This window comes from Allobosea lupini (assembly GCF_900109525.1).
GTDB lineage: Bacteria > Pseudomonadota > Alphaproteobacteria > Rhizobiales > Beijerinckiaceae > Allobosea > Allobosea lupini.
The window spans coordinates 215,162-238,964 of sequence record NZ_FOAN01000004.1 but is presented as its reverse complement, the minus strand read 5'-3'; the positions used below and the strand labels follow the sequence as shown (position 1 = coordinate 238,964).

Below are 23,803 nucleotides of genomic sequence, written 5' to 3'. Positions count from 1 at the left end.
GTTCCGGAGTTTTACCGCAGAACGGTGTTGCCCTTGAGGCTGGCCTCGCGCTGCGAGGTCGGGACGACGCGATGAGCGAAATCACGGCGCATCTCGGCCGGATTGACCGCCGCGAACTGGACGTCGGCCGGGGCGCCACGCTGGAGCTTGGTCTGGGCGACCGCTTCCGAGCTCTCGCCGAAACCGTTCTGGTACGAGGCGCCCATGGTCAAGGCGGTCACGACCAGCGCCATGCCGCCGAAGAAGGTAGCAGCGCGCTTGAAGGGGGCAAGGCTGGCAGTCGGCATCTTCGCTCTCCCGGTTCGTGTGGTCGTTCTTGAAAGGCGGAACGGCTTTTCAACCCGTCTGGCAGGGAATTGTTCCGGTTTGCGCGAAAATCGCAGCGATCCCGATTCTTTCTTCGGGCGCGATTCGTTTATCAGGCGACCGAGCGATCATTGGCGGCTTCGCGCCGGCGGAAGAGCCGCCAGAGCGACCGGGTCAGGCGCTTCGAGGTCAGATGCGCGCCGGCCTCGCGCTTCTCGAAGGTGATCTTGCGCTCGTGGAAATCCTCGAGGCCAGGCCGATGCCCGACGCTGATGATCGTCGCATAGGAGAGTTCGCTGTCGATCAGCCCGAGCAGCGAATCCTGGCTGGCCTCGTCGAGCGCCGAGGTCGCCTCGTCCATGATGATGATGTCGGGCTTCTGGATCAGCAGCCGGGCGAAAGCGATGCGCTGACGCTCGCCGCCGGACAGGGTCTGGTCCCAACGCTCCTCCTCGTCGAGCCGTCGCCCGAGCGAGGCGAGCCCGCAGCGCTTCAGCGCGTCCCTGACCGCTTCGTCGTCGACGCGGCTCTCCGCTTCCGGATAGAGCAGCACGTCGCGCAGCGTGCCGATCGGCAGGTAGGGCTTCTGCGGCACGAAGGCGATACGCTTGCCCGGAGGCAGCTTGATCGAGCCCGCGCCCCACGGCCAGAGGCCCGCGATCGCACGGATCAGGGTGCTCTTGCCCGTGCCGCTCTCGCCGGCGACCAGGACCTTCTCGCCGGCCTCGATCACGATCGACGCATCGGCGATGACGATCCGCCCGTTGAGGTGGGCGATCGACAGATCCGCGATATGGATGTCGTCGTCCTCGCTCTCGCCCAGCTCGATCTGGGTCTCGCCTTCCATGATCGTGCCGACGTCGAGCGCCTCCAGCGCTTCGGCCAGCTCGTCGACGCGCCTCACCGAGGCGAACCACTCCGCCAGCCGGACGAAATTGTCGACGAACCAGATCAGGGCGGCCTGCACCGCGCTGAAGGCGGCGACGACCTGCATGACGGCGCCCAGGGTGATCTCGCCCGAGAGGTATTTCGGCGCGATCAGCAGCAGCGGCACGATCGGGAACAGCGCGCCATTGGTGTTCAGCACGATGGCGATGACGCCCTGCTGCCGGATCACCTTCAGCCAGGCAGCGACGACGCGACCATAGTTCTCTCCGACCGAATCGCGCTCGTCGGCGTCGCCCTTGATCAGGGCGATGCTCTCGGCGTTCTCGCGCAACCGCGTCATCTCGGCGCGAAACTGCGCCTCGGCCTCGTTCTTGGCGGCGATGCGGGGCACCAGGGGGCGCCCGGCAAAATAGGCCGCGATCGAGGCGATGACCGCGTAGACGATCGCAGCGATCGCCATGTAGCTGGGTATGACGATCTCGGCCCCGGCGAGCGTGAAATGCGCCGAGCCTGCGACTTGCCACAGGATCGCGGCGAAGGTCACCGCGGTCACGAAAGCGCTGAGCAGGCCGATGGCGAACTCGACCAGGGGCTCGATGGAAAGGCGGACATCCTCGGCGATGCGGTACTCGGGGGCGCTCTGTTCGCGCGCGACGAACTGCATCCGGTAATAGCGCTGGTCGGCGATCCACCAGCCCGCGAGGCGATGCGTCAGCCATTCGCGCCAGCGCATCTGCAGCAGCATCCGACTGATCACCAGGCAGGACAACGATGCAGCCGACGCCGCGACGATCAGCGGCAGCCAGCCGACAGCCGTCCAGATCTTGTCGAAATCGCGCTTTTCCAGCGCGTCGAAGAAGAGCCGGTTCCAGCTGTTGATGCCGACTGCGGCACCGAGCTGGGCGGCGACGAAGAGCAGCACCGCAATGGTGAGCCCCCAGGCGCGCAATCTGGTCTTGCCCCGCCAGAAACCCAGGGCGACACGAAAGAACTGGCGCAGGCGCGAGCGCCGCAGCCCGGAGGCACGTGATTTCATGCGGCGGCCTCCCCAGCCGATCTGCTAATGCCGAGACGAAGCGCGATTGCTAAGCCAACGCTTTCGCGCCACACACAAACGCAAAGCATTCGCCGCGGGTTCCGGCGGATGAGGGAGCCGGGCGTGATCGTCGCATCGAGCAATCATCGCAATCACCGCAGCCCGTCCTGCCTGGCCTGTCCGTTGCGGCTGAAACCTGCCTTCAAGGACAAATCCGACGAGGAGATCCGCTTCATCCAGGAGATGAAGCTTGATCACCGGCAATTGCCGGCCGGCGCCGACATCATCCATCCCGGCCAGGAGGATGCCGAGCTCTACACGCTCTTTTCCGGCTGGGCCTTCCGCTACAAATCGCTGCCGGATGGACGCCGGCAGATCCTCAATTTTCTTTTGCCCGGCGATATCGTCGGCCTGCAGGCCTCGCTGCTCAGCGCCGCCCAGCACGGCATCGAGGCGCTGACCGAGGTCGAGCTCTGCGTCTTCCCGCGCCGGCGCACCTATGAGATGTTCGGGCGGATGCCGGCGCTCGCCTATGAGCTGGCCTGGCTCGGCTCGCGCGAGGAGAGCCTGATCGACGAGAACCTGACCTCGGTCGGCCAGCGCAATGCGCAGGAGCGGATCGCGGCGCTGGTGATCTCGCTCTACCGCAGGGCCGACGCGCTCGGCCTGGTTGCCGAGAGGAGCTTCGTCTTCCCGCTGACGCAGCAGCAGCTCGCCGATGCACTCGGCCTTTCGCTAGTCCATACCAGCAAGACTTGGGCCCGCCTGCGCAAAGCCGGGATGTTCTCGCTCGAGCGCGGCCGCCTCACCATCCACAATCCGCGCCTGACCGAGCGCATGGCGCTGCTGTTCGAGAGCGAGCTTCACCCGCGTCCGCTGATTTGATCGCTGAGGGCCGTGCGGGCGGCCAAGAAATCGCTGGATTCGCCCCGCTCTTGACCCCATATGACAGCGGCGTAACGTCACGGCATTGTCATGTCGCTCCGGCGCGGGCTTTTTGCCTGGCCGCATCGAGGTTCTGGATGGCCCATTCCGCTTCCGGTCAGCGCCTGCGCGCCACTCGCCTCGGGCGCTCGTCCGTGGCCGCGCGGCTGGAGCATGAGGTGCGGCTGACGGCGGCCGATTTCGCCGACAGCGTCGCAGAGGCCAGGCTTCGGGTCGCCGCGGCGCGCTACAAGGTCGAGGACGAGGTCCGCAACACCGCCGGCAAGCTGAAATCGCAGGTGCGCAAGGCGGCCGACGAGGCCAAGGCCCGGTTCAGCGACGATGCCCGCTTCCTCAAGTCCTGGATCGATTCGCCTGGAAGGACCGGCGCGGTCGCGCCGTCGAGCCCTTTCCTGGCCCGGCGCATGGCTTCCTATGTCGATCCGCAGGCGCAAGGGCCGGTGGTCGAGATCGGCCCCGGCACCGGCCCGGTCACCGAAGCGCTGATCGAACGCGGCATCGATGAAGCCAGGCTGATCCTGGTCGAGTACAGTCCGGAGTTCTGCGACCTGCTGCGTCGCCGCTTCCCGCGGGCAACCGTCATCGAGGGCGATGCCTATGCGCTCTCGACCACGCTCGCCGGGCATCTGACCGACAAGGCGAGCGCAGTGGTGTCCTCGCTGCCGCTGTTCAACAAGCCGCCGGCCGAGCGGACCGAACTGGTGCAGGACGCCTTTGCCAATGTGCTCAACCCCGGCGCACCCTTCATCCAGTTCACCTATGCGGTGATCTCGCCGGTGCCGCGCAAGGGCTCCGGCCTCAAGGCCCAGGTCTCCGACTGGGTGCTGCGCAATATCCCGCCGGCGCGCGTCTGGGTCTATCGCCGCGCCAAGCCGTGACGGCGTGGGCTTGACGTCGGCCCTGCCTCACTCCGACATCACGAACTGAGAACGCCGGACCCAGCAGTCCGGTTATCAAGTCGGAGTGACCATGCCAAAAATCCTCGTCTTCGCCGGCTCCTGGCGCCCGGGTTCGATGAATACCCGGCTCGCAACCCTGATCGCGAGGAATCTGCAGGATGCCGGAGCCGAGGTGACGCAGATCTCGCTCGGCGACTACCCGCTGCCGCTCATCGACGCCCGTGCCTATGACAACGATCCGCCTGCCGAGGCGAAGGCGCTGGCGGCGCTGGTCGATGGCCATGACGGGCTCTTCATAGCCAGCCCCGAATACAATTCCGGCTATCCGCCGGCACTGAAGAACGCGCTCGACTGGATCAGCATTGTCCGCTCCGGCGGCCCCGGGCTGCGCGGAAAGACCGTCGCGATCGGTGGCGCCTCTGCCGGCAATCTTGGCACCTATCGCTGCCTGACCCAGCTGCGCACCGTCCTCGAGCTCGGCTTCGGCGCGCTGCTCGTGCCGGACATGCTCGCGGTCAACGGAGCCGACAAGGCCTATGGCGAGGATGGCGACTTCACCGACAAGCGCCTGAAGGGCATGCGCGACAAGATGGTGGCCCGGCTGGTGAAGGTCGCGGCGCTGCATCCTTAGGGCGCGGTTACTCTATCCCGCACGGCCCGCTCGCCGGCGACAGGCGCCAGAGCCCGTCATCGGGCCTGGCGGGAATCCGCGCGGCGCCGTCGGCGATCTCCTCGGCATCGTAAGGGTTGGGATTGGCGATGATGCCGGCATTGCGGATGTCGAGCGTGCCGTTCGGGCCGCGCTCGATCCGCCAGTTGCCGGCCTCCCATTCCGGCACGCAGCGCAGCGTCTGCCCGGCCGGCTTGCAGATGCCGCCGAGCTGGTAGTCGAAGCGCTGATCGGCCTTCACGCGCTGGCGCAGGTTGAGATAGAGCGCGACGTAGAAGCCGCCCTGGCCGGCTTCGGCCCAGTTCTGCGGCAGATGGACGAGGCGGATCCGCGTGACCTTCTGCTGCGGGTGGCTGGCGAGATGGGCGGCATCATAGGTCCGCTCCCAGCAGGCGGCCTTCGCCGGCGGCAGCTCGCGTTCGAGCGGCCGGGCCTGCACGATCGTGGCGAGGCAACAGATGGCAGCAGTCAGGAACGGGCGCATCATGGCTCTCCTTGCCGGATTGCCGCAGCGTGAGGCGCGGGCCACGGCCGATCCGCCCGGCTTGTGCGAACCGGGGATGGAATCGCGCAATGGCTGGCCATTGTGCTCCGAATCCGGCACATCCTCCACATGTCATCGCCCCGCGAATCAGAAGCCCGCGCGATCCTGAAGTCGGCCTTCGGCTATGACGATTTCCGCCCCGGGCAATGGGAGGTGATCGAGGCCGCGCTCGCCGGCCGCGACGTCTTCGCGGTGATGCCGACCGGCTCGGGCAAGTCGATGTGCTACCAGCTGCCGGCGCTGGTCACCGGCGGTTTGACGCTGGTGGTTTCGCCGCTGATCGCGCTGATGCGCGACCAGGTCGGCCAATTGGTGCGCGCCGGCGTCGCCGCCGCCTCGCTCAACTCGATGAACAGCGAGGCCGAGGCGGCCCAGGCCTGGGACAAGCTCAATTCCGGCGAGCTGCGGCTCCTCTTCGTCTCGCCCGAGCGTCTGGCCGGCGAGGGCCTCGTCGCCCGCCTGCGCCGCCTCGGCGTGACACGGCTGGCCATCGACGAGGCGCATTGCGTCTCGCAATGGGGCCACGACTTCCGCCCGGAATATCGTCTGCTCTCGAAGGTGCGCGAGGCGCTCGGCGACGTTCCGGTGACGGCGCTCACGGCGACCGCCGACCGCCAGACGCGCGATGACATCGCCCAGCAGCTCTTCCCGGCGCCGCCGCACCTCGTCGTCCATTCCTTCGACCGGCCAAACCTGAAGCTCGCCTTCGCGCCGAAGGATCAGCCGCGCCGGCAGATCGACGACTTCCTGAAGGTCCATCGCGGCGGCTCCGGCATCGTCTACTGCTCCTCGCGCGGCCGTACCGAGCGGCTGGCGCAGGGTCTCAGCGAAAAGGGCTGGAAGGCCTACCCCTACCATGCCGGGCTGGAGCAGGCGGAGCGCAACCGCAACCAGGACATCTTCCTGCAGGAAGACGGCGTCGTCGTCTGCGCCACCATCGCCTTCGGCATGGGCATCAACAAGCCCGATGTGCGCTTCGTCGTCCATGCCGACATGCCGGGCTCGATCGAGAGCTATTACCAGGAGATCGGCCGCGCCGGCCGCGACGGGCTGCCGGCTGATACGCTGACCCTCTACGGCGTCGACGACATGGCGCTGCGTCGCCGCCAGATCGACGAGAAGCAGATCGACGAGGAGCGCCGCCGTATCGAGCACAAGCGCCTCAACGCGATGATCGACCTGTGCGAATCGGCGCTGTGCCGGCGCTCGGCGCTCCTGTCCTATTTCGGCGAGGAGGTCGCTCCCTGCCGGCACGGTGAGGCGCAGTTCCGCTGCGATCTCTGCGGGCCGACCGCGCCCGAGCTCGCCGACGCGACGCTCGATGCGCGAAAACTGCTCTCGGCGGTGATCCGCTCCGGCCAGCGCTACGGCGCCGGCCATCTCGCCGACATCCTGACCGGGACCCAGACGGAGGCGATCCGGCGCCAGAACCATGACGGCCTGAAGACCTTCGGCGTCGGCAACGACAAGCCCAAGGGGGCCTGGATGGCGATGGCCCGCAAGCTGTTCGCCGCCGGCGCGCTCGCCGAGGCCAGCACCGAGCATGGCGGCTTCTGCCTGACCGGGAAGGGCGAGGATATCCTGTTCGGGCGCGAGCCGATCGCGCTGCGTGTCGACCCGCTCGCGGAACGGCGCTCGCGCCGCGGCCAGCGCGAGGCAGCGCGCGCCGACGGGCTCGATGGCGACACCGCCGCCCTGTTCGAGCATCTGCGCCAGCTCAGGCTGAGCATCGCGCGCGAGGAAGGCGTCGCCGCCTACATCATCTTCACCGACCGGACGCTGATCGCCATGGCGCGCGAGCGTCCGCTCGGCCTCGACCAGATGCGCGCGATCGAAGGGGTCGGCGAACGCAAACTCACCCAATACGGCGAGGTTTTCCTGGATGCGATCGCGACATTCACTGGCTAAATCAGCGACTCCCGCGTACGTACGCGCACGCACGTGAAAAAGCCATCCTGAAGCACTATATTCTCCTGACGAATCAAGATCATCGCGGGCGACTACTCCCCCGCCGAAGGACCCCATCATGAGCGATTCTGCCCGCGACCTCGAGGATGCCGCCTATTGCGCCGATTCCATCAAGGTTCTCAAGGGCCTGGATGCGGTGCGCAAGCGCCCCGGCATGTATATCGGCGACACCGATGACGGCTCGGGCCTGCACCATATGGTCTACGAAGTCGTCGACAACGCCATCGACGAGGCGCTCGCCGGCCATGCCGACCTCGTCACGGTGACGCTGAACGCCGACGGCTCGGTCACCGTCACCGACAATGGCCGCGGCATTCCGACCGATATCCACAGCGAGGAAGGCATCTCGGCGGCCGAGGTCATCATGACCCAGCTCCATGCCGGCGGTAAATTCGACCAGAACTCCTACAAGGTCTCGGGCGGCCTGCACGGCGTCGGCGTCTCGGTCGTCAACGCGCTCTCGATCTCGCTGAAGCTCCGGATCTGGCGCGGCGGCAACGAGCATTTCATGGAGTTCCGCCATGGCGATGCTGTTGCCCCGCTCGCCGTCGTCGGCCCGGCCGGGGACAAGCGCGGCACGGAGGTGACGTTCACGCCCTCCCAAGAAACCTTCACGATGATCGAGTTCGACTACAAGACGCTCGAGCACCGGCTGCGTGAGCTCGCATTCCTGAACTCGGGCGTGCGCATCGTGCTGACCGATGCCCGCCATGCCGAGGTCGTGCGCGAGGAATTGATGTACGAAGGCGGCGTCGAAGCCTTCGTGCGCTATCTCGATCGCGCCAAGACGCCGATCATCTCCAAGCCGGTGATGCTCTCGAACGAGAAGGACGGCATCACCGTCGACGTCGCCCTGTGGTGGAACGACAGCTACCACGAGAACGTGCTCTGCTTCACCAACAACATCCCGCAGCGCGATGGCGGCACCCATCTTGCCGGCTTCCGCGCCGCGCTGACGCGGCAGGTCACCGGCTATGCCGAGACGTCCGGCATTTCGAAGAAGGAAAAGGTCTCGCTGACCGGCGACGATTGCCGCGAGGGCCTGACCGCGATCGTCTCGGTCAAGGTGCCGGATCCGAAGTTCTCCTCGCAGACCAAGGACAAGCTGGTTTCCTCGGAGGTCCGCCCGGTCGTCGAGAACGTCGTCAACCAGGCGCTCTCGACCTGGCTCGAAGAGCATCCGAACGAGGCCAAGACCATCGTCGGCAAGGTGGCCGAGGCCGCCGCCGCCCGCGAGGCCGCCCGCAAGGCGCGCGACCTCACCCGCCGCAAGGGCGCGCTCGACATCGCCTCGCTTCCAGGCAAGCTGGCTGATTGCCAGGAGAGGGATCCGGCGAAGTCCGAGATCTTCATCGTCGAGGGTGATTCGGCCGGTGGGTCGGCCAAGCAGGGCCGGGCCCGCGAGTACCAGGCCGTCCTGCCGCTCCGCGGCAAGATCTTGAACGTCGAGCGCGCGCGCTTCGACAAGATGCTGTCCTCCGACCAGGTCGGCACCCTGATCACGGCGCTCGGCACCGGTATCGGGCGCGACGAGAAGGACTCGAGCGCCTTCAACATCGAGAAGCTGCGCTACCACAAGATCATCATCATGACCGACGCCGATGTCGACGGCGCCCATATCCGTACCCTGCTGCTGACCTTCTTCTATCGGCAGATGCCGGAGCTGATCGACCGCGGCCACCTCTTCATCGCCCAGCCGCCGCTCTACAAGGCGGCGCGCGGCAAGTCGCAGACCTATCTCAAGGACGAGCGCGCGCTCGAGGACTACCTGGTCGATTCAGCGCTCGACGGCGCCGTCTTCCGCACCGGCGACGGAGCTGAGCGCGGCGGTCCCGACCTGCGCGCCCTGATCGAGGAAGCCCGCAACGTCCGCCACACGCTGTCTCAGCTGCATTCGCGCTATGACCGGCGCGTCGTCGAGCAGACCGCGATCGCTGGCGCTCTGCGCCCGCAGGGCGAGCGCAGCGAGGCCGAGCTCGCCGAGGCGGCGGCCTATGTCGCGCGCCGGCTCGATGCGATCTCGGACGAGATCGAGCGCGGCTGGGAGGGCAGGGCCGCCGATGGCGGCTTCACCTTCTCGCGGCTGGTGCGCGGCGTGAAGCAGGTCGTCTCGCTCGATGCTGGACTTCTCGCCAGCGCCGAAGCGCGCAAGCTCGACGCCGCAGCCGTCTCCTTGCAGGAGGCCTATGCCAAGCCGGGCGTGCTCAGCCGCAAAGGCGACGACCATGTCGTCAACGGCCCGAGCGACCTGTTCGACGCGATCAACGCCATCGGCAAGAAGGGCGTTTCGCTGCAGCGCTACAAGGGCCTCGGCGAGATGAACCCCGACCAGCTCTGGGAGACGACGCTCGACCGCGACGTGCGTTCGCTGCTGCGCGTCAAGAACGACCAGAACGACGAGGCCGACGACCTCTTCGTCAAGCTGATGGGCGACGTGGTCGAACCGCGCCGCGAATTCATCCAGACTAATGCGCTGAACGCGACGGTCGATACCTGAGGGGCATGTCCGGCTGGCAGGCTGACGAGGGGATCATCGCTGATCGGCGCGATGCTTCCCCTTAGCATCGCCGGGGATGACGATGCCGGGCTGCTGGACTTGGCCGTCGCGATAGTAGACGACGAAGTGGTCCGGGCCCCATAGACCGATCGTCCCGCTGGCGATCCAGACTTTGTTTCGCATACGAAGCCGTTCAGTGTTTCGGCTAGATCAGTTCAGCGGCACGGCTGGCGAAGGCGGCTGCCAAACGCCCCGTCCCAGCGGCGTCGGCTGCATTGGCCGTTCCGGTCCTGGCGCGTGCGGCAATGCCCTCGAAGATCATCGACCAGCGGAACAGCGCGAAGACCATGTGAAAGGTGTCGAGCCTGACGCCGTGGCGCGCTTCGCCGTCATAGGCCGCCAGATAGCTCTCCAGCGAAGGGATCCCTAGCGTCGGAAGATCGAGCCCTCGAATACCGCCATATTCGTCGGGAGCAGAAACCCAGGCCATCGCGCTGTGAGCCAGATCCGCCAGCGGGTGGCCGAGGGTGGAGAGCTCCCAGTCCAGCAGGGCCACGATACGCGGCTCGGTCGGATGGAACATCAGGTTCCCGATGCGGTAGTCCCCGTGGACGATCGAGGTGGCATCGTCCGAGGGGATATATTGTGGCAGCCAGGCGATGAGACGGTCGACGTCAGCATCGTCCCGTGTGCGGATGTCCGCCCATTGCCGACTCCAGCGGCTCACCTGTCTGATGAAGTAGTTGCCGGGGCGGCCATAGTCACCGAGGCCCACGCCAGCAAAATCGACATTGTGCAGGGCGGCGAGCGTGCGTGCCATCGCGGCGTACATGGCGCCTCGCTCCTGCGGCGACACACCGGGCAGGGTGCAATCGTGGAAGACGCGGCCGTCCAGGCGCTCCATGAGGTAGAACGGGGTGCCGACCACGGCCCGGTCGTCGCAATAGAGCAATGCCGGGGGGACGGGCACGCCGCTGTCCTTCAGCGCGCTGATGATGCGGTGCTCCCGGTCCACGGCATGGGCCGAGGGCAAGAGCTCGCCCGCGGGCTGCTTGCGCAGGACCAGCCGGCGATTGTCGTAGGTCAGGAAGAAGGTGGGGTTCGACTGACCGCCGGAGATCGGCTCAAGCCGCATCGGTCCTTCGAGCTCCGGCAGCGCGCGGCGCATGAAGGCATCGAGCCTGTCCAGATCGAAGCTCATGGCGCCGCCACCGGCCAGCGCCAGAAGTCGGCCTTCTCCTGCGACAGGAAGCGGTTCAGCACCATCTGGTGGACCTCGTCCGCCCCGTCCACCAGGCGTGCCTGGCGTGCGTAGCGATAGATCCATTCCAGCACGGTATCGCGGGAATAACCGCGTGCACCGTTGATCTGAATAGCCATGTCGGCGGCCTGATGCAGCGTGTTGGCCGCCTGGATCTTTGCCATGGAGATTTCCTTGCGGGCGAGATTGCCGCGGTCCAGCTCCCATGCCGCCTTCATTGTCAGGAGCCTGCCGATCTCGATGCTCATGGCGGCCTGGCCGAGCTTCATCTGCACGCTTTCCCGCTCCGCCAAGGCCACTCCGAAGCTGTGCCGTTCGACGGCGTAGGCGCGGGCGATCTCGACGCATCTCCTGGCGAGGCCGAGCCAGCGCATGCAATGGGTGAGCCGCGCCGGGCCCAGACGAATTTGCGTGACCTTGAGCCCGTCGCCTTCGCCCATCAGCACATCTTCGGGGGAGATCGTCAGGCCGTCGAACTCCAGCTCGCAATGCCCGCCATGTTCTTCCGGCCCCATGATCGCAATGCGCCGAAGGATGCGCCAGCCCGGTTGATCCCGGTGGAAAAGGAAGGCGGTCAAACCCTTCCGGGCGTCGTCCGAGGTGCGGGCCATCACGATGAAATGGGCGGCCTCCGCGGCACCCGTGATGAACCATTTGCGGCCGTAGATGCGATAGGAGCCGTCCGCCTGCCGTTCTGCCCTTGTCAGCATCATCGATGGATCCGAGCCGCTGCCGGGATGGGGTTCGGTCATGGCGAACGCCGAGCGCACCTCGCCACGCGCGATCGGCGCGAGCCAGCGGGCCTTCTGCGCAGGGGTCGCGACCTTCTCCAGCACCATCATGTTGCCGTCGTCGGGAGCCGCCGAGTTGAAGATCGCCGGCCCGAAGATGGAGCGGTTCATCTCTTCGTAGCAGGCCGCCATGCCGACGCGGCCGAGGCCGAGGCCACCGTGCTCGGGCGCCAGTTGAATACACCACAGCCCTGCCGCGCGCGCCCTCGCGCGCATCGCGTCGAGCAGATCGAGGCGGATGTTCTCGTGATCGTCATAGGATGCCGGATCAGCCTCCAGCGGGACGATCTCCCGCGCTACGAAATGCGCGATGCGGCTGCGGATGTCTTCGGTTGCGGCAGGCAAGCTGAAATCCATGGTGAAGCCCTCAGAGGGAGGAAACGAGGTGCCCGCCGTCGACCGCGATCGAGGCGTCGGTCACATGGGCGGAGGCGTCGGAGCAGAGGAAGAGAAGCGGCCCGTCGAGGTCCGAGAGCTGTCCCAACCGGCGTGTCGGAATGCGGCGGATCAGGGCCTTGCCGGCCTCGCTCGCAAACAATTCGCGGTTGAGATCCGTCTCGACATAACCGGGGCACAGCGCGTTGGCCCGGATGCCGTGACGCGCCCATTCGAGCGCCATCGACCTGGTGAGCTGCAGAAGTCCGGCCTTGGATGCGCTGTAGGCTGCGACCTGTCCCGCGACACGGACACCGAGGATGGAAGCGACATTGACGATGTTGCCTCCCTTCCCGTCCGCGGCCATCACACGGGCCGCGGCCTGGCCGACGATGAAGGCTCCTTTGAGATTGGTGTCCATGATGCGGGTCCAGGAGGCTTCGTCCTGATCGAGTAGCGGCGTCGTGGTGGTGACGCCCGGATTGTTCACCGGCATGTCGAGGCGCCCCCACGCGCCCAGCACTGCGGCCATGGCGGCATCCGCCGAAGCACGCTCCGTCACGTCGAGACTGATCGCCAGCGCCTCGCCCCCGGCCGCGCGGATACGGTCACAGCGGGCTTGGCAATCAGCGCTTCGGCGAGCCGCCATGGCTACCCGAGCACCTGAGGCCGCCAGAATCTCGGAGAAATGCGCGCCGAGACCTCGGGAGGCTCCAGTTATCAGAACCGTACGGCCCTGGAACGACGCGTGGAAGCTCATCGGGGTCTCTCCGCGATCTTGCTTCGTTAGGTTCATAGAGCGAGCGCTCGCTTTATAGACATCGGTGCCGGCATGTTGCAATAGGGGCCTTGCAACGGGCTCTTTGAGAAGGAGCGGAGCGTGAGACCATCTCCGCCAGTCGCGGTTATGCCTCCTATTCGCCTGGACTTGTCGATGGAGGCGCTGGCAGAGCGGACCTTGGCGCGCCATCTGGACACCGTGCGCGTGAAGAAGCCGCAGGTCGCGACGAAACGCCTGGCGCGAATCCTGGACAGCACGCTCACCCTCGCCAACCAGGTCGGCTTTCACTCGATGAGTCTGCGCGACCTGTCCGAGCATGCCGGGCTGAGCATGGGAGCGCTCTATGCCTACTTCGACTCCAAGGAGACCCTGCTGCTGATGATCCTCGGCACCGTGTCCGAGGTCGTCGAGGAAACGCTCGGCGATGCGCCCAAGGAGCTCCCGCCTGTCGAGCGACTTCGCTGGCTTCTTGCCTCCCATGTCGCTCTGACCGAGGCGCTGTCGCCATGGTTCATCTTCGCGTACATGCAAGCGAAGAGTTTTCCGCCGCGGGCGCGCGCCATGGCCGTCGCGGCTGAGCGCATGACGGAGAGCCTCCTCGCCGAGATCCTGGCGGAGGGGAAAACCCTCGGGACGTTCGAGATCGACGATGTCGAGATGTGCGCGGCCTTGATCAAGCCGATGCTCCAGGACTGGTACGTCAAGCGTTCCAAGTATCGACGCCGCCACATTACCGCGGAAGCCTTCGCACATTCGCTCAGCGCATTCGTGGAGCATGCGATCCAGCTTCGGCACGCCGGCGCCCTTGCCGGATAGGAGGATCATTGGGCGCAGCACAGGCAGTGGCCGGGCGCGATTCCGGACACCTTGATCCCAAGGCACCGCGTATCCTCGTGCGGCGCCTGCAGACGAGGATTGCGCCTCGTTCCCGGGGGGCGTCGGGAACCGACGTAGGAATGCTACGATCCCTGTGCGCGCCGCTCGGCTGTCCCCACATGCGAGAACGCCCGCAGGAGGAGCCTGCGGGCGGGGAAAGCGCCTGGGTTTCTGCCTTGTTTCCCAAGGGGAGCCAAGGAAGACTCCCGCGCCCTTCGCCCTGGGGGACAGGGAGGCGAAGGGCGCGGCGACCGCTCAGAAGCGGTCGTAACGGTCGTGATGGCGGCGGCCATGGGCCGGGGCCCAAGGCGGCGGACCGCCGCGACGGTGGCCGTAGCCGTAGCCGCGGTCATAGCCGCGATGGTGGCGGCCATAGCGCTGCTGGCGTTCCATATTGCGCTGGATCTCCCACATCCGGTGCTCGCGGTTGTGCCGGACATAGGTCGCCTCGACCTTGTCGAGCGCGGCCGCGCCGCTGAAGGTTTCGCTCGCGGCGGCCGGAGTTCCGGCGGCGCCGAGTGCTATCGCCGCGGCGATGAGAAGGTGTCGCATGGGGTATCTCCTTTGGTTGCCGCGATAAAAGCGGGTCTGTCCAGAACTCCGCGTGAACGGAATAGTTCGCTGGCGTTCATCTTCGCCCGGTTTCCGCCGCGGGCCTTCGAGGCTATGATGCCGAGATGCCCCTGCCGCCCGACTTCGTCCACGCCTCGCGCGACCTCGAACGCTTCCTGCTCGATGCCCGCGAGACGCTGGGCCACGCGACCACTCATCAGACCTGGTACTCGGTGCTCGGCGTCTTCGTCACCTTCCGGGCGCGCCTGTCGGTACCGCAGGCGGTCGCTTTCGCGCAGGCGCTGCCGCCGCTCCTCGGCGCGATGTTCCTCTACGAATGGGACCCGGCGCAGGAGCCGCTGGCCTTCGCACCGCGGGCGGAACTGGCGCGCGAGGCGATGGGATTTCGCATCGAGCACAGCTTTCTGCCGGAGAGCGCGATCGAGGATGTCGCCGCCGCGCTCTGGCGGCATGTCGATCGCCGCGCCTTCGCGCGCATGCTCGACACCTTGCCGCCGGAAGCGCGGGCGTTCTGGGCTTTGCCTGCTGAAACCTGAAGGTCAGGCGTTCGGCCCGCCCTCGATCTCGCTCGCCCAGGCGAGCGCTGCATCGAACTCGCCCGGTTTGAAGCTCCTGACCTCGACGAAGGGCACGAGCGGGCTGGCGATCGCGACCAGCGTCTCGATCCAGCCCTTGTCGGTGACCACGGCCTCGCGCGGAAAGCGCCTGAGCTGCGTCAGCTTGCCGAAGCCGTAGCGCGCATCCTTGAGGCCGGCGCGAAAGGTCATGTCCTCGAAGCCGGTGAGATCGGCGAGGATGCCTAGTTTTTCGTGGCGTTCGAGCTTGCTCTCGATTTCGGCGATCAGCCTGTCGAAATCCGGCTCCGACAGCGTCCCCGTGATGCGAAAGGCCGCGACATGGTCGGCGGCGGGAAGGATGTCGAGCATAGGCGCCTCCTGGTCTGCACCGGAAACAACGCAGGCCTGCGGGCTAAGTTCGCAGGCGAACCATCGCCGGGCCGCGGCGTTGGCAATGCGAGGGGGCTCGACGCACGCAAAGGAGACGATGATGGCCAATGCAGGCGGGAAGCTGGGTCCGAGCATCAAGGGCAAGGGCGATGGCACCGGGGCGACGAGCACGCGGCCGGTCTCGCTTCAGGACCACAAGGTGCTCTCCAATCGCGACAAGACGCAGCTCAACCGCGGCCGCGGCCTCGACGGCAAATGGATCGAGAACGAGCAGGTCTACGAGACGCAAGCGAACAAGCGCTCTCAGGATGGGTAAGCCCTATTTTAGCGCGATGATCAGCATCAGGAAGACGAGGATGATCAGGACCTGCTTCAGGCTCCAGTTGATCCGCCGCAGCTGCTCGGAGACCGGGTCTTCCGGCTCCTCCGCTTCCTGATCGGGCTGCCCGGACGCAACAAAGGCCGGGTCGCCAGCCGGGTCCAGCGGGCGCCAGCTGATGCTGTGCACCCGGCCATGAGCCTGCGCCGGCCGGCCATCGGCCTCCGGTGGGAGATGGAAGACCGGCGGTTCTTCGTCCGCATTGCCCTCGCGCAGCCAGAGATTGGTCGTCGCGGCGAAGGAGAGATGACCGGCGCGTCCGTCAATGAGATCCTGCCGCAGCGCTGCGAACAAGGGTTGCGGCAGGAAGAGTTCGGCGGCGAGCCGGTCGTCGAGATCGCCCTGTGCCCCGGCGGGCAGGCTCAGCCGCAGCAGCGGCGCGCTCTGCCCGGGGAAGGAGCGGATCGTCAGAGACAGGTCCTGCGCCGGTTCGGGCTGGTCGATCCGGGCGATCCGCGCGCGATCCGGCCGGGCATGGCCCTCGATTAGGGCGGCATCATGCAGCACGCCATCGCGCCAGTCGTGCCCGGAGACCGCGACGAGCCCGTCGGCCGTGAAGGCGAGCGGCCTGCCGACGTCCTGAACGAAGGTGCTGCCCGCCACCGTCATCCGGCCGTCCGCGCTGCTGGCGCTGTCCGTCCTGTCGTTCATCCCATCCCCACGTTCAGTCGGAGCGGACGATAGCAGGTCGGGCCCGCGACGCCAGAATGGCATGTTGTTCTACGTCGAGGGAGGAATGGGCTGCGCCGGAAAAGAAAATTTCCTTCTCTTGCCGTTCGACGAAAGGCTCTTCCTGATCGGTGCGTACCTTTAAAAGAACGTTTGGATTGACATGCAGAACGGCATTTCCTAGATTGCGGATGTCGTCGGGTCACCGATGGCCGCGGAGATTTGAGCGAGCAGCTTGCGCCGCGTCACCAAACGCTAAAGCGCCACGATGTGGTCGTGGGCTCCCCAGCTTGAGGAGATGAACATGACCGGCTCCGTTCTCCGCCCTGTCGAACCGATCGTCCGTTCGATGATGTGTTGTTGTCGCTGATCCAGCGCTGACGCCGTTCCGCGGCATCAATCCAGACATCACCGTACTACAGGGCGCCGTAACGCGGCGAAGGTCATCATGTCGTTCCAGTCCCAGGTCATTCCCAGCCCGCCGGCTCGTCAGGCTTATGTCATCGAGATCGGCGAAACCCAGGCGGGCCTCGTCGCCCGCGGCGCCGATGAGCGCTTCTTCACCTTCATCTCGGCATCGGCCGCCTTCGACCGGCTCGAAGGCCAGCGCTTCGCCACGCCGGTTGCGGCCGAACTGGCAGCGCGCCAGCTCGTCCGTTCGCGTCCCGGCCTGCGCTTGGCGGCCTGAGGAGCACCTCGGTGACGCTGTTCGAGACACTGCGCGCGGCATTCGCCGCCTGGTTCGAGCGGGCCGTGCCGGCCGAACCAAGCGAGCCGCGCTGGCTGGAGCGGCCTTTGGCCGAGCTCGGCGCCGAGGAGCGCCGCCGCTCGATCCGCGAGGTCACGCTCGAGCAATTGGGCATTGCGCACTGGTCGTGCCACACGCATTTCTGAGGACATGATGAACGCCCCCGTGAAGCCCGGCGCCTTTCGCGTCGAGGACATCCTTCCAGTGCCGCCCGCCGATGCGATCATTCGCTTCGAGGGAGTTGGCAAGACCTTTGCCGGCCGCGACAGCCAGGAGCCGGTGACGGCGCTCGCCGGCATCGACCTCGTCGTGCCGCGCGGCAGCATCGTCGGCGTGATCGGCCGCTCCGGCGCCGGCAAGTCGACGCTGATCCGCCTGGTCAACGGGCTGGAACGCGCCAGCTCGGGCCGCATCCTGATCGAGGGCGAGGACGTCACCAATCTGACCGAGGCGGGCTGGCGCGAGCGCCGACGCGCCACCGGCATGATCTTCCAGCATTTCAACCTGCTGTCGTCGCGCACCGTGTTCGACAATGTCGCGCTGCCGCTGGAGATCGCCGGCGTGCCGCGGGCGAAGATCGAGGCGCAGGTCAGCCGCCTGCTGGACCTGGTCGGGCTCGCCGACAAGCGCAAGCGCTATCCGGCCGAGCTGTCCGGCGGCCAGAAGCAGCGGGTCGGCATCGCCCGGGCGCTGGCGACCGAGCCGAAGGTGCTGCTCTGCGACGAGGCGACCTCGGCGCTCGACCCCGAGACGACCCGCGCGATCCTGGCTCTGCTGAAGCAGGTCAATCGCGAGCTCGGCATCACCATCCTTTTGATCACCCACGAGATTCCGGTGATCAAGGAGATCTGCGACCGCGTCGCGGTGATTGAGGGCGGCCGCATCGTCGAGGAGGGCGAGACCTTCGAAGTGATGACCAAGCCGCGCCATCCGACCACGGCGAGCTTCGTCGAGGCGGTGACCGGCGTCGAGGTCCCAGAATACCTCGCCGGCCGCATTCATCAGCAGGCGCTGGCCGGCGACAGCGCCGTGCTGCGCATCGCCTTCACCGGCGAGAACGCGACGACGCCGGTGATCAGCCGCCTCAGCGCCGTGATCGGCGTCGACGTCAACATCCTCGCCGGCCGCATCGATGCGATCGGCGACAAGCCCTTCGGCAGCCTCTTGGTCTCGGTGCCGGCGAGCGAGCCCGAGCTCGCCGCCGTCTTCGGCGCGCTGAAATCCCTTGATCTCAAGGCGGAGTTGGTCGGCCATGTCTCCTGAACTCATCCGCCTGATCGTCGAGGCGACCGGCGACACGCTGCTGATGGTCGCGATCGCCGCCGGCCTCGGCACCGCTCTCGGCCTGCCGCTCGGCGTCTTCCTCGCCACCAGCAAGAAGGGCGAACTCTTCGCGGCGCCTGCGGTCAATGCCATGCTCGGTGCGCTGGTCAACGCAACGCGCTCGACGCCCTTCATCATCCTGGTCGTCGCGATCATCCCCTTCACCCGACTGATCGCCGGCACCTCGATCGGCACCTTCGCCGCGACCGTGCCGCTGACGGTTGCAGCGACGCCCTTCATTGCCCGCCTGATCGAGGCGGCGATCCGCGAGGTCGATCAGGGCCTGGTCGAGGCCGCCCGCTCGATGGGCGCGACGCCGCTGCAGATCGTCCGCAAGGTGCTGGTGCCCGAGGCGCTGCCGGCGATCGTGCTCGGCCTGACGCTGGCGCTGGTCAGCCTGCTCGGCTTCTCGGCCATGGTCGGCGCCGTCGGCGGCGGCGGGCTGGGCGATCTCGGCATCCGCTACGGCTATCAGCGCTTCATGCCGGATGTGATGGCGATCGTCGTCGCCGTGCTGATCGTCCTCGTCCAGACCGTGCAGAGCGTCGGCGATCGTCTTTCGCGCCGCCTCAACAAGCGCCTGCGCCACGCCTGATTGCTTTCCTTTTTCAACCCGTTCAGTTCACCAAGGAGCCACTATGTCCATCTTCGTCAGCCGCCGCATCGCGCTCGGCCTTGCCGCTTCGTTCGTCATCGCCGCCCCGGCGCTCGCCCAGCAGAACCAGGTCGTCCGCATCGGCGCCTCGCCCGGCCCGCATGCCGAGATTCTCGAGAAGGTGAAACCGATCGCCGCCAAGAACGGGCTCGACCTCAAGATCATCGAGTTCTCCGACTATGTCGTGCCGAACCAGGCGCTGGCCGCCGGCGAGCTCGAGGCAAACTCCTTCCAGAACCAGCCCTATCTCGACAACCAGGTGAAGGATCGCGGCTTCAAGATCGTCAGTGTCGGCCTGACCGTGAACTTCCCGCTCGGCATCTACTCGTCGAAGTACAAGAGCTGGGCCGAGGTTCCTGATGGCACCACCGTCGCGATCCAGAACGACCCGACCAATGGCGGCCGCTCGCTGCTGCTGCTTCAGGACAAGGGCGTGATCAAGCTCAAGGACGGCGTCGGCTTCAAGCCGACCGTCGCCGACATCGTCAGCAACCCGAAGAAGCTGAAGATCATCGAGATCGAGGCCGCCCAGACGCCGCGTTCGCTCGCCGACGTCGCTGCCGCCGCGATCAACACCAACTATGCCGTCGACGCCAAGATCGAGCCGACCTCGGCGATCCTGCGCGAGGATCCGAAGGGTCCCTATGTCAACCTGATCGCGGTGCGCGAGGCCGACAAGGACAAGCCCTGGGTCAAGGCGCTGCTCGCCTCCTATCACACCCCCGAGATCAAGGCCTTCGTCGCCGAGCGCTTCAAGGGCTCGGTCCTCGCCGGCTGGTAAGGCTCCTCCCCCAGGCCGTCGTCACGGCCGGGCACCTGCCCCGGAAGCGCAAGCTTCCGGGGTTTTTCGTTTGGGCGAGCGCTACCCCCCTCCCTTGTGGGGAGGGGCAGGGGTGGGGGTCGCAAAGCCGGAGCGATCGATAGGAGCTGACAGCGCGACCACTGCTGCCAGCCTCCTTCCTGCCCCCGGTCACCAAGCGGCACCACCCCCATCCCAAACCCTTCCCCACAAGGGGGAAGGGAGGAGCCAGCGCGGGCCGCCGCCAGCTCGGTCGCTCACACAGACAGATACTGCGCCCTGACCGCCTCATCCGCCTTGAGCTCGTCCATCGTGCCGGTGAAGCGGATCAGGCCCTTCTCGATGATGGTGGCGCGGTCGGCGACCGAGCCGGCGAAGTGCAGGTTCTGCTCTGAGATCAGCACCGAGAGCCCTTCGCCTTTCAGCGCCAGGATGGTTTTGGCCATCTCTTCGACGATGACCGGGGCGAGGCCTTCCGAGGGCTCGTCGAGCAGGACGAGCTTGGGGTTGCCCATCAGTGTACGGGCGATGGTCAGCATCTGCTGCTCCCCGCCCGACATCGCCCCGCCCGGCCGGTCGCGCATGCGCCCGAGATTGGGGAAGAGCTGGAACAGCCGCTCCGGCGTCCAGTGCGGCGCACCCTCGCGCTTGGGCCGCTGCGCCACCGAGAGGTTCTCCATCACGCTGAGTTCGGAGAAGACGCGGCGCTCCTCCGGGACATAGCCGATGCCGAGGCGGGCGATCTCGAACGGCTCGCGGCCGACGATGGTGTGCCCCTCGAAGGTGACGCGGCCGGCTTGCGGCGGCACCAGCCCCATCACTGCCTTCATCGTGGTCGACTTGCCGGCGCCGTTGCGGCCCATCAGGGCCAGCACCTCGCCGCGCCCCATCGAGAAGCCGACGCCGTGCAGGATATGGGCGCGGCCGTAATAGGCGTTGAGGCCTTCGATCTCGAGCATGGGTTGGGTCATCGCTCGCTTCTCACCGTTCGAAACAAGCTTGGTCGTCCCGGGCGACCGTAGGGAGACCCGGGACCCATTCCGGAACCTCTCTCGGCTAAGCTCCGGAATGGATCCCGGATCTCCGCTGCGCTCCGTCCGGGATGACGGCGCGAATGAATGAAAACGATCATTCCTAGTGGCCTCCCGAGGTCGCGCCGGAGCCGAGATAGACCGCGCGCACGGCCGGATCGTTGCGGACCTCCTCGGCACGGCCCTTGGCGATCAGCTTGCCGCGGTCGAGCACCAGGATCGCGTCGGAATGGGCGAAGACCACGTCCATGTCGTGCTCGGTGAACAAGACGGCGATGCCGCGCTCCCGGGCGATCTCGGCGGTCAGCGCCATCAGCGCGATGCGCTCGCGCGGCGCCATGCCGGCGGTCGGCTCGTCCATCAGCAGAAGCTTTGGCTTGTTGGCGATCGCGACCGCGAGCTCGACCCGCTTCAGGTCACCATAGGCGAGGACGCCGCAGGCACGCTCGGCCTGGTCGAGCATGCCGACTTGGCTAAGCAGCGCGTCCGCCTCGGCGACATGGCGGTCCTTGGCCCGGCCGAACAGTGTCCAGGTCTCGCCGGCATGCGAGATCAGCGCCATCTGCACGTTCTCGCGTACGCTCATCGAGGCGAAGGTCGCGGTGATCTGGAAGGTACGGCCGACGCCGAGCCGCCAGACCTCGCGCGGCTTGAGGCCGGTGATTGTCTTGCCGTCGAAGATCACCTCGCCGCGGTCGGAGGGGAGCTGGCCGTTCAGCATGTTGAAGCAGGTGGTCTTGCCGGCGCCGTTCGGGCCGATCAGCGCCAGCAGCTTACCGGCCTCGACCGAGAAGCTGACATCGTCGACGGCGCGCACGCCGCCGAAGGATTTGCCGAGATTGCGGACTTCGAGAACCGGGCTCATCGGGCGGGCTCCGGCGTGGCGGCGACGTGCGTGGCAGGCTCGGCCTCGCGCCGCCGTTCGGCGAAGGCGAGGGCGGTGCCGACCAGCCCGCGCGGGAACAGGATGACGAGCAGGACGATCGAGGCGCCGAGCACGAAGCGCCAGTACATCGTCGCCTTCATCAACTGCTCCTGCAGGCCCATATAGGCGAAGGCGCCGACGATCGGGCCCGACACGGTCTGGACGCCCCCGAGCAGCACCATCAGCAGGCCGTCGACGGAGCGCGGGATCGCCAGATAGGTCGGGAAGACCGAGCCCTTGAAGAAGGCGAACAAGGCGCCGGCGATGCCGGCAGCGAAGGCCGCTATGATGAAGGCGATCCACTGGATGCGCATCACCGGCAGGCCGATCGCCTCGGCCCGGAGAGGACTGTCGCGGCCGGCCCGCAAGGCATAGCCGAAGGGCGCGAAGACCACGACGCGAAGGCAGAGGATCGCGGCGACGCAGATCGCGAGCGCGAGATAGTAGTAGACCAGTTTCGAGCTCGCCCAGGCCGCCGGCCAGACACCGAGAATACCGTTGTCGCCGCCGGTGACGTCGACCCATTGGAAGGCGGTCGCCCAGGCGATCTGGGCGAAGGCGAGCGTCAGCATGGCCAAATAGACGCCCGACAGCCGCACGCAGAACCAGCCGAAGACGAAGCCGGCGATGCCGGCGAGGAAGGGCGCGAAGGCGAGCGCCGGCAGCATCGGCATGCCCAGCCATTTAACCGCCAGCGCCGCGCCATAGGCACCCAGCCCGAAATAGGCGGCGTGCCCGAAGGAAGCCATGCCGCCGGGGCCCATCATGAAGTGCAGCGACGCCGCGAACAGCGCGAAGATCGAGAGCTCGGTCAGCGTCAGCAGCCAGTGGTCGGCGACGATGAAGGGGGCGAGCAGCAGCACGGCGAGCGCCGCGAGGCCGATCAGCTTGACGTTCGCGCTGGCCGGCAGCAGCAGCGGCTCGACCGGGCCATGGGCATGGGCGGTTCCGACCGGGCGCTTGCCCATCAGCCCGTAGGGCTTGATCACCAGGACGACGGCCATCACCAGGAAGACCAGCACCAGCGTGATCTTCGGGAAGACCAGGATGCCGAAGGCGTGGATGATGCCGATCAGCACGGCTGCGAGATAGGCGCCGGTGACGCTGCCGAGCCCGCCGACCACCACGACGACGAAGGCCTCCGAGATCATCGAGAGGTCCATGTGCAGGTTCACGGCCTCGCGCGGCAGCTGCAGCGCGCCGCCGAGGGCGGCAAGGCCGGCGCCGAAGGCGAAGACCGAGGTGAAGAGCAGGCGCTGGTTGACGCCGAGGGCGCCGACCATCTCGCGGTCCTGCGTCGCGGCGCGGACCAGCGTGCCCCAGCGCGTCTTCTGGAACAGGAACCAGAGCAGGCCGAGCATGATCGGCCCGACCACGATCAGGAAGAGCTCGTAGCTCGGGAAGCGGCTGCCCATCAGCACGACGAAGCTCTTGAAGCCGGGCGCGCGCGGGCCGAGCTTGTCCTCCGGCCCCCAGATGCCGAGCGCGATGTCCTGCACCATCAGCACCAGGCCGAAAGTGGCGAGCAGCTGGAACAGCTCCGGCGCCTGGTAGATCCGGCGCAGGATCACGATCTCCACGAGCGCGCCGAGTGCCGCGACGATGACAGCCGCCAGCAGCACGCCGCCCCAGAAGCCGAGCGCATCGGCCGGCCCGAAGCGCGAAACCAGCGTGAAGGCGAGATAGGCGCCCAGCATGTAGAAGGAGCCGTGCGCGAAATTCACGATCCGCGTCACGCCGAAGATGATCGACAGCCCGCAGGCGACGAGAAAGAGCGACGAGGCCGAGGCCAAGCCGTTGAGCGTCTGCGCGAAGATCAGATCGATCATGCGAGGTTCCGTCGAAACAACCGAAAAAGGGCGCAATTCTCCCGCGGCCGCAGCTTTCCGCCGCGGCCGGGTCAGCCATAGTCTAGAT

Annotated in this window: 25 protein-coding genes; 13 read left to right on the top strand and 12 right to left on the bottom strand. The window is 66.8% G+C overall.

Annotation, left to right across the window (positions count from 1 at the left end; translation table 11 throughout):
• Positions 1 to 11 precede the first annotated feature (11 nt).
• Together BMZ21_RS13805 and BMZ21_RS13800 are read right to left on the bottom strand one after the other, a co-directional pair.
• Positions 12 to 287 carry a hypothetical protein gene (locus tag BMZ21_RS13805; protein ID WP_091835108.1) on the bottom strand — a complete coding sequence of 92 codons (276 nt, stop codon included), beginning with the start codon at positions 285 to 287 and terminating at the stop codon, positions 12 to 14.
• A gap of 131 nt (positions 288 to 418) precedes the next feature.
• On the bottom strand, positions 419 to 2,230 hold the full coding sequence (locus BMZ21_RS13800; protein ID WP_091835105.1) for an ABC transporter ATP-binding protein/permease: 1,812 nt from the start codon (positions 2,228 to 2,230) through the stop codon (positions 419 to 421).
• Positions 2,231 to 2,353: 123 nt separating this feature from the next.
• Between BMZ21_RS13800 and BMZ21_RS13795 the strand changes: the two genes are divergently transcribed.
• From BMZ21_RS13795 to BMZ21_RS13785, 3 genes are all read left to right on the top strand, one after another.
• Complete coding sequence (locus BMZ21_RS13795; RefSeq protein ID WP_244543840.1) at positions 2,354 to 3,115, top strand: Crp/Fnr family transcriptional regulator; 762 nt, start codon at positions 2,354 to 2,356, stop codon at positions 3,113 to 3,115.
• Positions 3,116 to 3,252: 137 nt separating this feature from the next.
• Positions 3,253 to 4,053 (top strand): class I SAM-dependent methyltransferase, encoded by an 801-nt coding sequence (locus BMZ21_RS30595; RefSeq protein WP_091835099.1) that lies wholly within the window; start codon positions 3,253 to 3,255, stop codon positions 4,051 to 4,053.
• A 91-nt stretch (positions 4,054 to 4,144) separates the two neighbouring features.
• Positions 4,145 to 4,705 carry an NADPH-dependent FMN reductase gene (locus BMZ21_RS13785; RefSeq protein ID WP_091835096.1) on the top strand — a complete coding sequence of 187 codons (561 nt, stop codon included), beginning with the start codon at positions 4,145 to 4,147 and terminating at the stop codon, positions 4,703 to 4,705.
• A 7-nt stretch (positions 4,706 to 4,712) separates the two neighbouring features.
• Here the strand turns inward: BMZ21_RS13785 and BMZ21_RS13780 are convergent, their stop codons facing one another.
• Positions 4,713 to 5,228 (bottom strand): hypothetical protein, encoded by a 516-nt coding sequence (locus BMZ21_RS13780; RefSeq protein WP_143079708.1) that lies wholly within the window; start codon positions 5,226 to 5,228, stop codon positions 4,713 to 4,715.
• Positions 5,229 to 5,357: 129 nt separating this feature from the next.
• Here BMZ21_RS13780 and recQ point away from each other — a divergent pair, with 129 nt between their 5' ends.
• Entirely contained in the window at positions 5,358 to 7,196 is a 1,839-nt protein-coding gene (gene recQ / locus BMZ21_RS13775) for a DNA helicase RecQ (RefSeq protein WP_091835090.1), read from the top strand.
• Between the two features lie 118 nt (positions 7,197 to 7,314).
• Entirely contained in the window at positions 7,315 to 9,753 is a 2,439-nt protein-coding gene (gene gyrB / locus BMZ21_RS13770) for a DNA topoisomerase (ATP-hydrolyzing) subunit B (protein ID WP_091835087.1), read from the top strand.
• Between the two features lie 205 nt (positions 9,754 to 9,958).
• Here gyrB and BMZ21_RS13765 read toward each other — a convergent pair whose 3' ends face one another.
• The 3 genes from BMZ21_RS13765 to BMZ21_RS13755 are packed head-to-tail and all read right to left on the bottom strand — an operon-like array spanning position 9,959 to position 12,940.
• Positions 9,959 to 10,954: a phosphotransferase family protein gene (locus BMZ21_RS13765; RefSeq protein ID WP_091835085.1), complete on the bottom strand. Its 996-nt coding sequence runs from the start codon at positions 10,952 to 10,954 to the stop codon at positions 9,959 to 9,961.
• Entirely contained in the window at positions 10,951 to 12,162 is a 1,212-nt protein-coding gene (locus BMZ21_RS13760; protein ID WP_091835083.1) for an acyl-CoA dehydrogenase family protein, read from the bottom strand. The genes BMZ21_RS13765 and BMZ21_RS13760 overlap by 4 nt, the downstream gene beginning before the upstream one ends.
• Before the next feature lie 10 nt (positions 12,163 to 12,172).
• A complete protein-coding gene (locus BMZ21_RS13755) occupies positions 12,173 to 12,940 on the bottom strand; it encodes an SDR family NAD(P)-dependent oxidoreductase (RefSeq protein ID WP_091835080.1) in 768 nt (255 codons plus the stop codon).
• Positions 12,941 to 13,114: 174 nt separating this feature from the next.
• Between BMZ21_RS13755 and BMZ21_RS13750 the strand changes: the two genes are divergently transcribed.
• Entirely contained in the window at positions 13,115 to 13,777 is a 663-nt protein-coding gene (locus BMZ21_RS13750) for a TetR/AcrR family transcriptional regulator (protein ID WP_244543839.1), read from the top strand.
• A gap of 315 nt (positions 13,778 to 14,092) precedes the next feature.
• On the opposite strand, the gene BMZ21_RS13745 is transcribed toward BMZ21_RS13750, so the two are convergent.
• On the bottom strand, positions 14,093 to 14,389 hold the full coding sequence (locus BMZ21_RS13745) for a hypothetical protein (protein WP_091835074.1): 297 nt from the start codon (positions 14,387 to 14,389) through the stop codon (positions 14,093 to 14,095).
• A 125-nt stretch (positions 14,390 to 14,514) separates the two neighbouring features.
• Between BMZ21_RS13745 and BMZ21_RS13740 the strand changes: the two genes are divergently transcribed.
• The gene (locus BMZ21_RS13740; RefSeq protein ID WP_091835071.1) at positions 14,515 to 14,946 is read left to right on the top strand and encodes a DUF2267 domain-containing protein; all 432 of its coding nucleotides are present in this window, start codon (positions 14,515 to 14,517) and stop codon (positions 14,944 to 14,946) included.
• 3 nt (positions 14,947 to 14,949) lie between these two features.
• On the opposite strand, the gene BMZ21_RS13735 is transcribed toward BMZ21_RS13740, so the two are convergent.
• The gene (locus BMZ21_RS13735) at positions 14,950 to 15,336 is read right to left on the bottom strand and encodes a SpoIIAA family protein (protein WP_091835068.1); all 387 of its coding nucleotides are present in this window, start codon (positions 15,334 to 15,336) and stop codon (positions 14,950 to 14,952) included.
• Positions 15,337 to 15,457: 121 nt separating this feature from the next.
• Between BMZ21_RS13735 and BMZ21_RS13730 the strand changes: the two genes are divergently transcribed.
• Positions 15,458 to 15,673, top strand: a complete 216-nt coding sequence (locus tag BMZ21_RS13730; protein ID WP_091835064.1) for a hypothetical protein — start codon at positions 15,458 to 15,460, stop codon at positions 15,671 to 15,673.
• Between the two features lie 3 nt (positions 15,674 to 15,676).
• Here BMZ21_RS13730 and BMZ21_RS13725 read toward each other — a convergent pair whose 3' ends face one another.
• Positions 15,677 to 16,387, bottom strand: a complete 711-nt coding sequence (locus tag BMZ21_RS13725) for a hypothetical protein (RefSeq protein ID WP_091835061.1) — start codon at positions 16,385 to 16,387, stop codon at positions 15,677 to 15,679.
• Between the two features lie 466 nt (positions 16,388 to 16,853).
• Between BMZ21_RS13725 and BMZ21_RS13720 the strand changes: the two genes are divergently transcribed.
• Genes BMZ21_RS13720 through BMZ21_RS13700 form a run of 5 tightly spaced genes read left to right on the top strand, consistent with a single transcriptional unit; the run spans position 16,854 to position 19,912 of the window.
• A complete protein-coding gene (locus BMZ21_RS13720) occupies positions 16,854 to 17,093 on the top strand; it encodes a hypothetical protein (protein ID WP_091835058.1) in 240 nt (79 codons plus the stop codon).
• An 11-nt stretch (positions 17,094 to 17,104) separates the two neighbouring features.
• On the top strand, positions 17,105 to 17,299 hold the full coding sequence (locus tag BMZ21_RS13715) for a hypothetical protein (RefSeq protein WP_091835054.1): 195 nt from the start codon (positions 17,105 to 17,107) through the stop codon (positions 17,297 to 17,299).
• A 7-nt stretch (positions 17,300 to 17,306) separates the two neighbouring features.
• Positions 17,307 to 18,416 carry a methionine ABC transporter ATP-binding protein gene (locus tag BMZ21_RS13710; protein WP_091835051.1) on the top strand — a complete coding sequence of 370 codons (1,110 nt, stop codon included), beginning with the start codon at positions 17,307 to 17,309 and terminating at the stop codon, positions 18,414 to 18,416.
• The gene (locus BMZ21_RS13705; RefSeq protein WP_091835048.1) at positions 18,406 to 19,071 is read left to right on the top strand and encodes a methionine ABC transporter permease; all 666 of its coding nucleotides are present in this window, start codon (positions 18,406 to 18,408) and stop codon (positions 19,069 to 19,071) included. Before BMZ21_RS13710 ends, BMZ21_RS13705 begins: the two co-directional genes overlap by 11 nt.
• A 43-nt stretch (positions 19,072 to 19,114) precedes the next feature.
• Positions 19,115 to 19,912, top strand: coding sequence for a MetQ/NlpA family ABC transporter substrate-binding protein (locus BMZ21_RS13700; RefSeq protein ID WP_091835045.1), 798 nt, complete (start codon positions 19,115 to 19,117; stop codon positions 19,910 to 19,912).
• A gap of 275 nt (positions 19,913 to 20,187) precedes the next feature.
• Here BMZ21_RS13700 and BMZ21_RS13695 read toward each other — a convergent pair whose 3' ends face one another.
• The 3 genes from BMZ21_RS13695 to BMZ21_RS13685 all read right to left on the bottom strand — a co-directional run bounded on the left by BMZ21_RS13695 (position 20,188) and on the right by BMZ21_RS13685 (position 23,712).
• Positions 20,188 to 20,901, bottom strand: coding sequence for an ABC transporter ATP-binding protein (locus BMZ21_RS13695; RefSeq protein ID WP_091835042.1), 714 nt, complete (start codon positions 20,899 to 20,901; stop codon positions 20,188 to 20,190).
• A gap of 163 nt (positions 20,902 to 21,064) precedes the next feature.
• Complete coding sequence (locus tag BMZ21_RS13690; RefSeq protein ID WP_091835039.1) at positions 21,065 to 21,826, bottom strand: ABC transporter ATP-binding protein; 762 nt, start codon at positions 21,824 to 21,826, stop codon at positions 21,065 to 21,067.
• Positions 21,823 to 23,712, bottom strand: coding sequence for an ABC transporter permease (locus tag BMZ21_RS13685; protein WP_425285445.1), 1,890 nt, complete (start codon positions 23,710 to 23,712; stop codon positions 21,823 to 21,825). Before BMZ21_RS13685 ends, BMZ21_RS13690 begins: the two co-directional genes overlap by 4 nt.
• Positions 23,713 to 23,803: the final 91 nt, after the last annotated feature.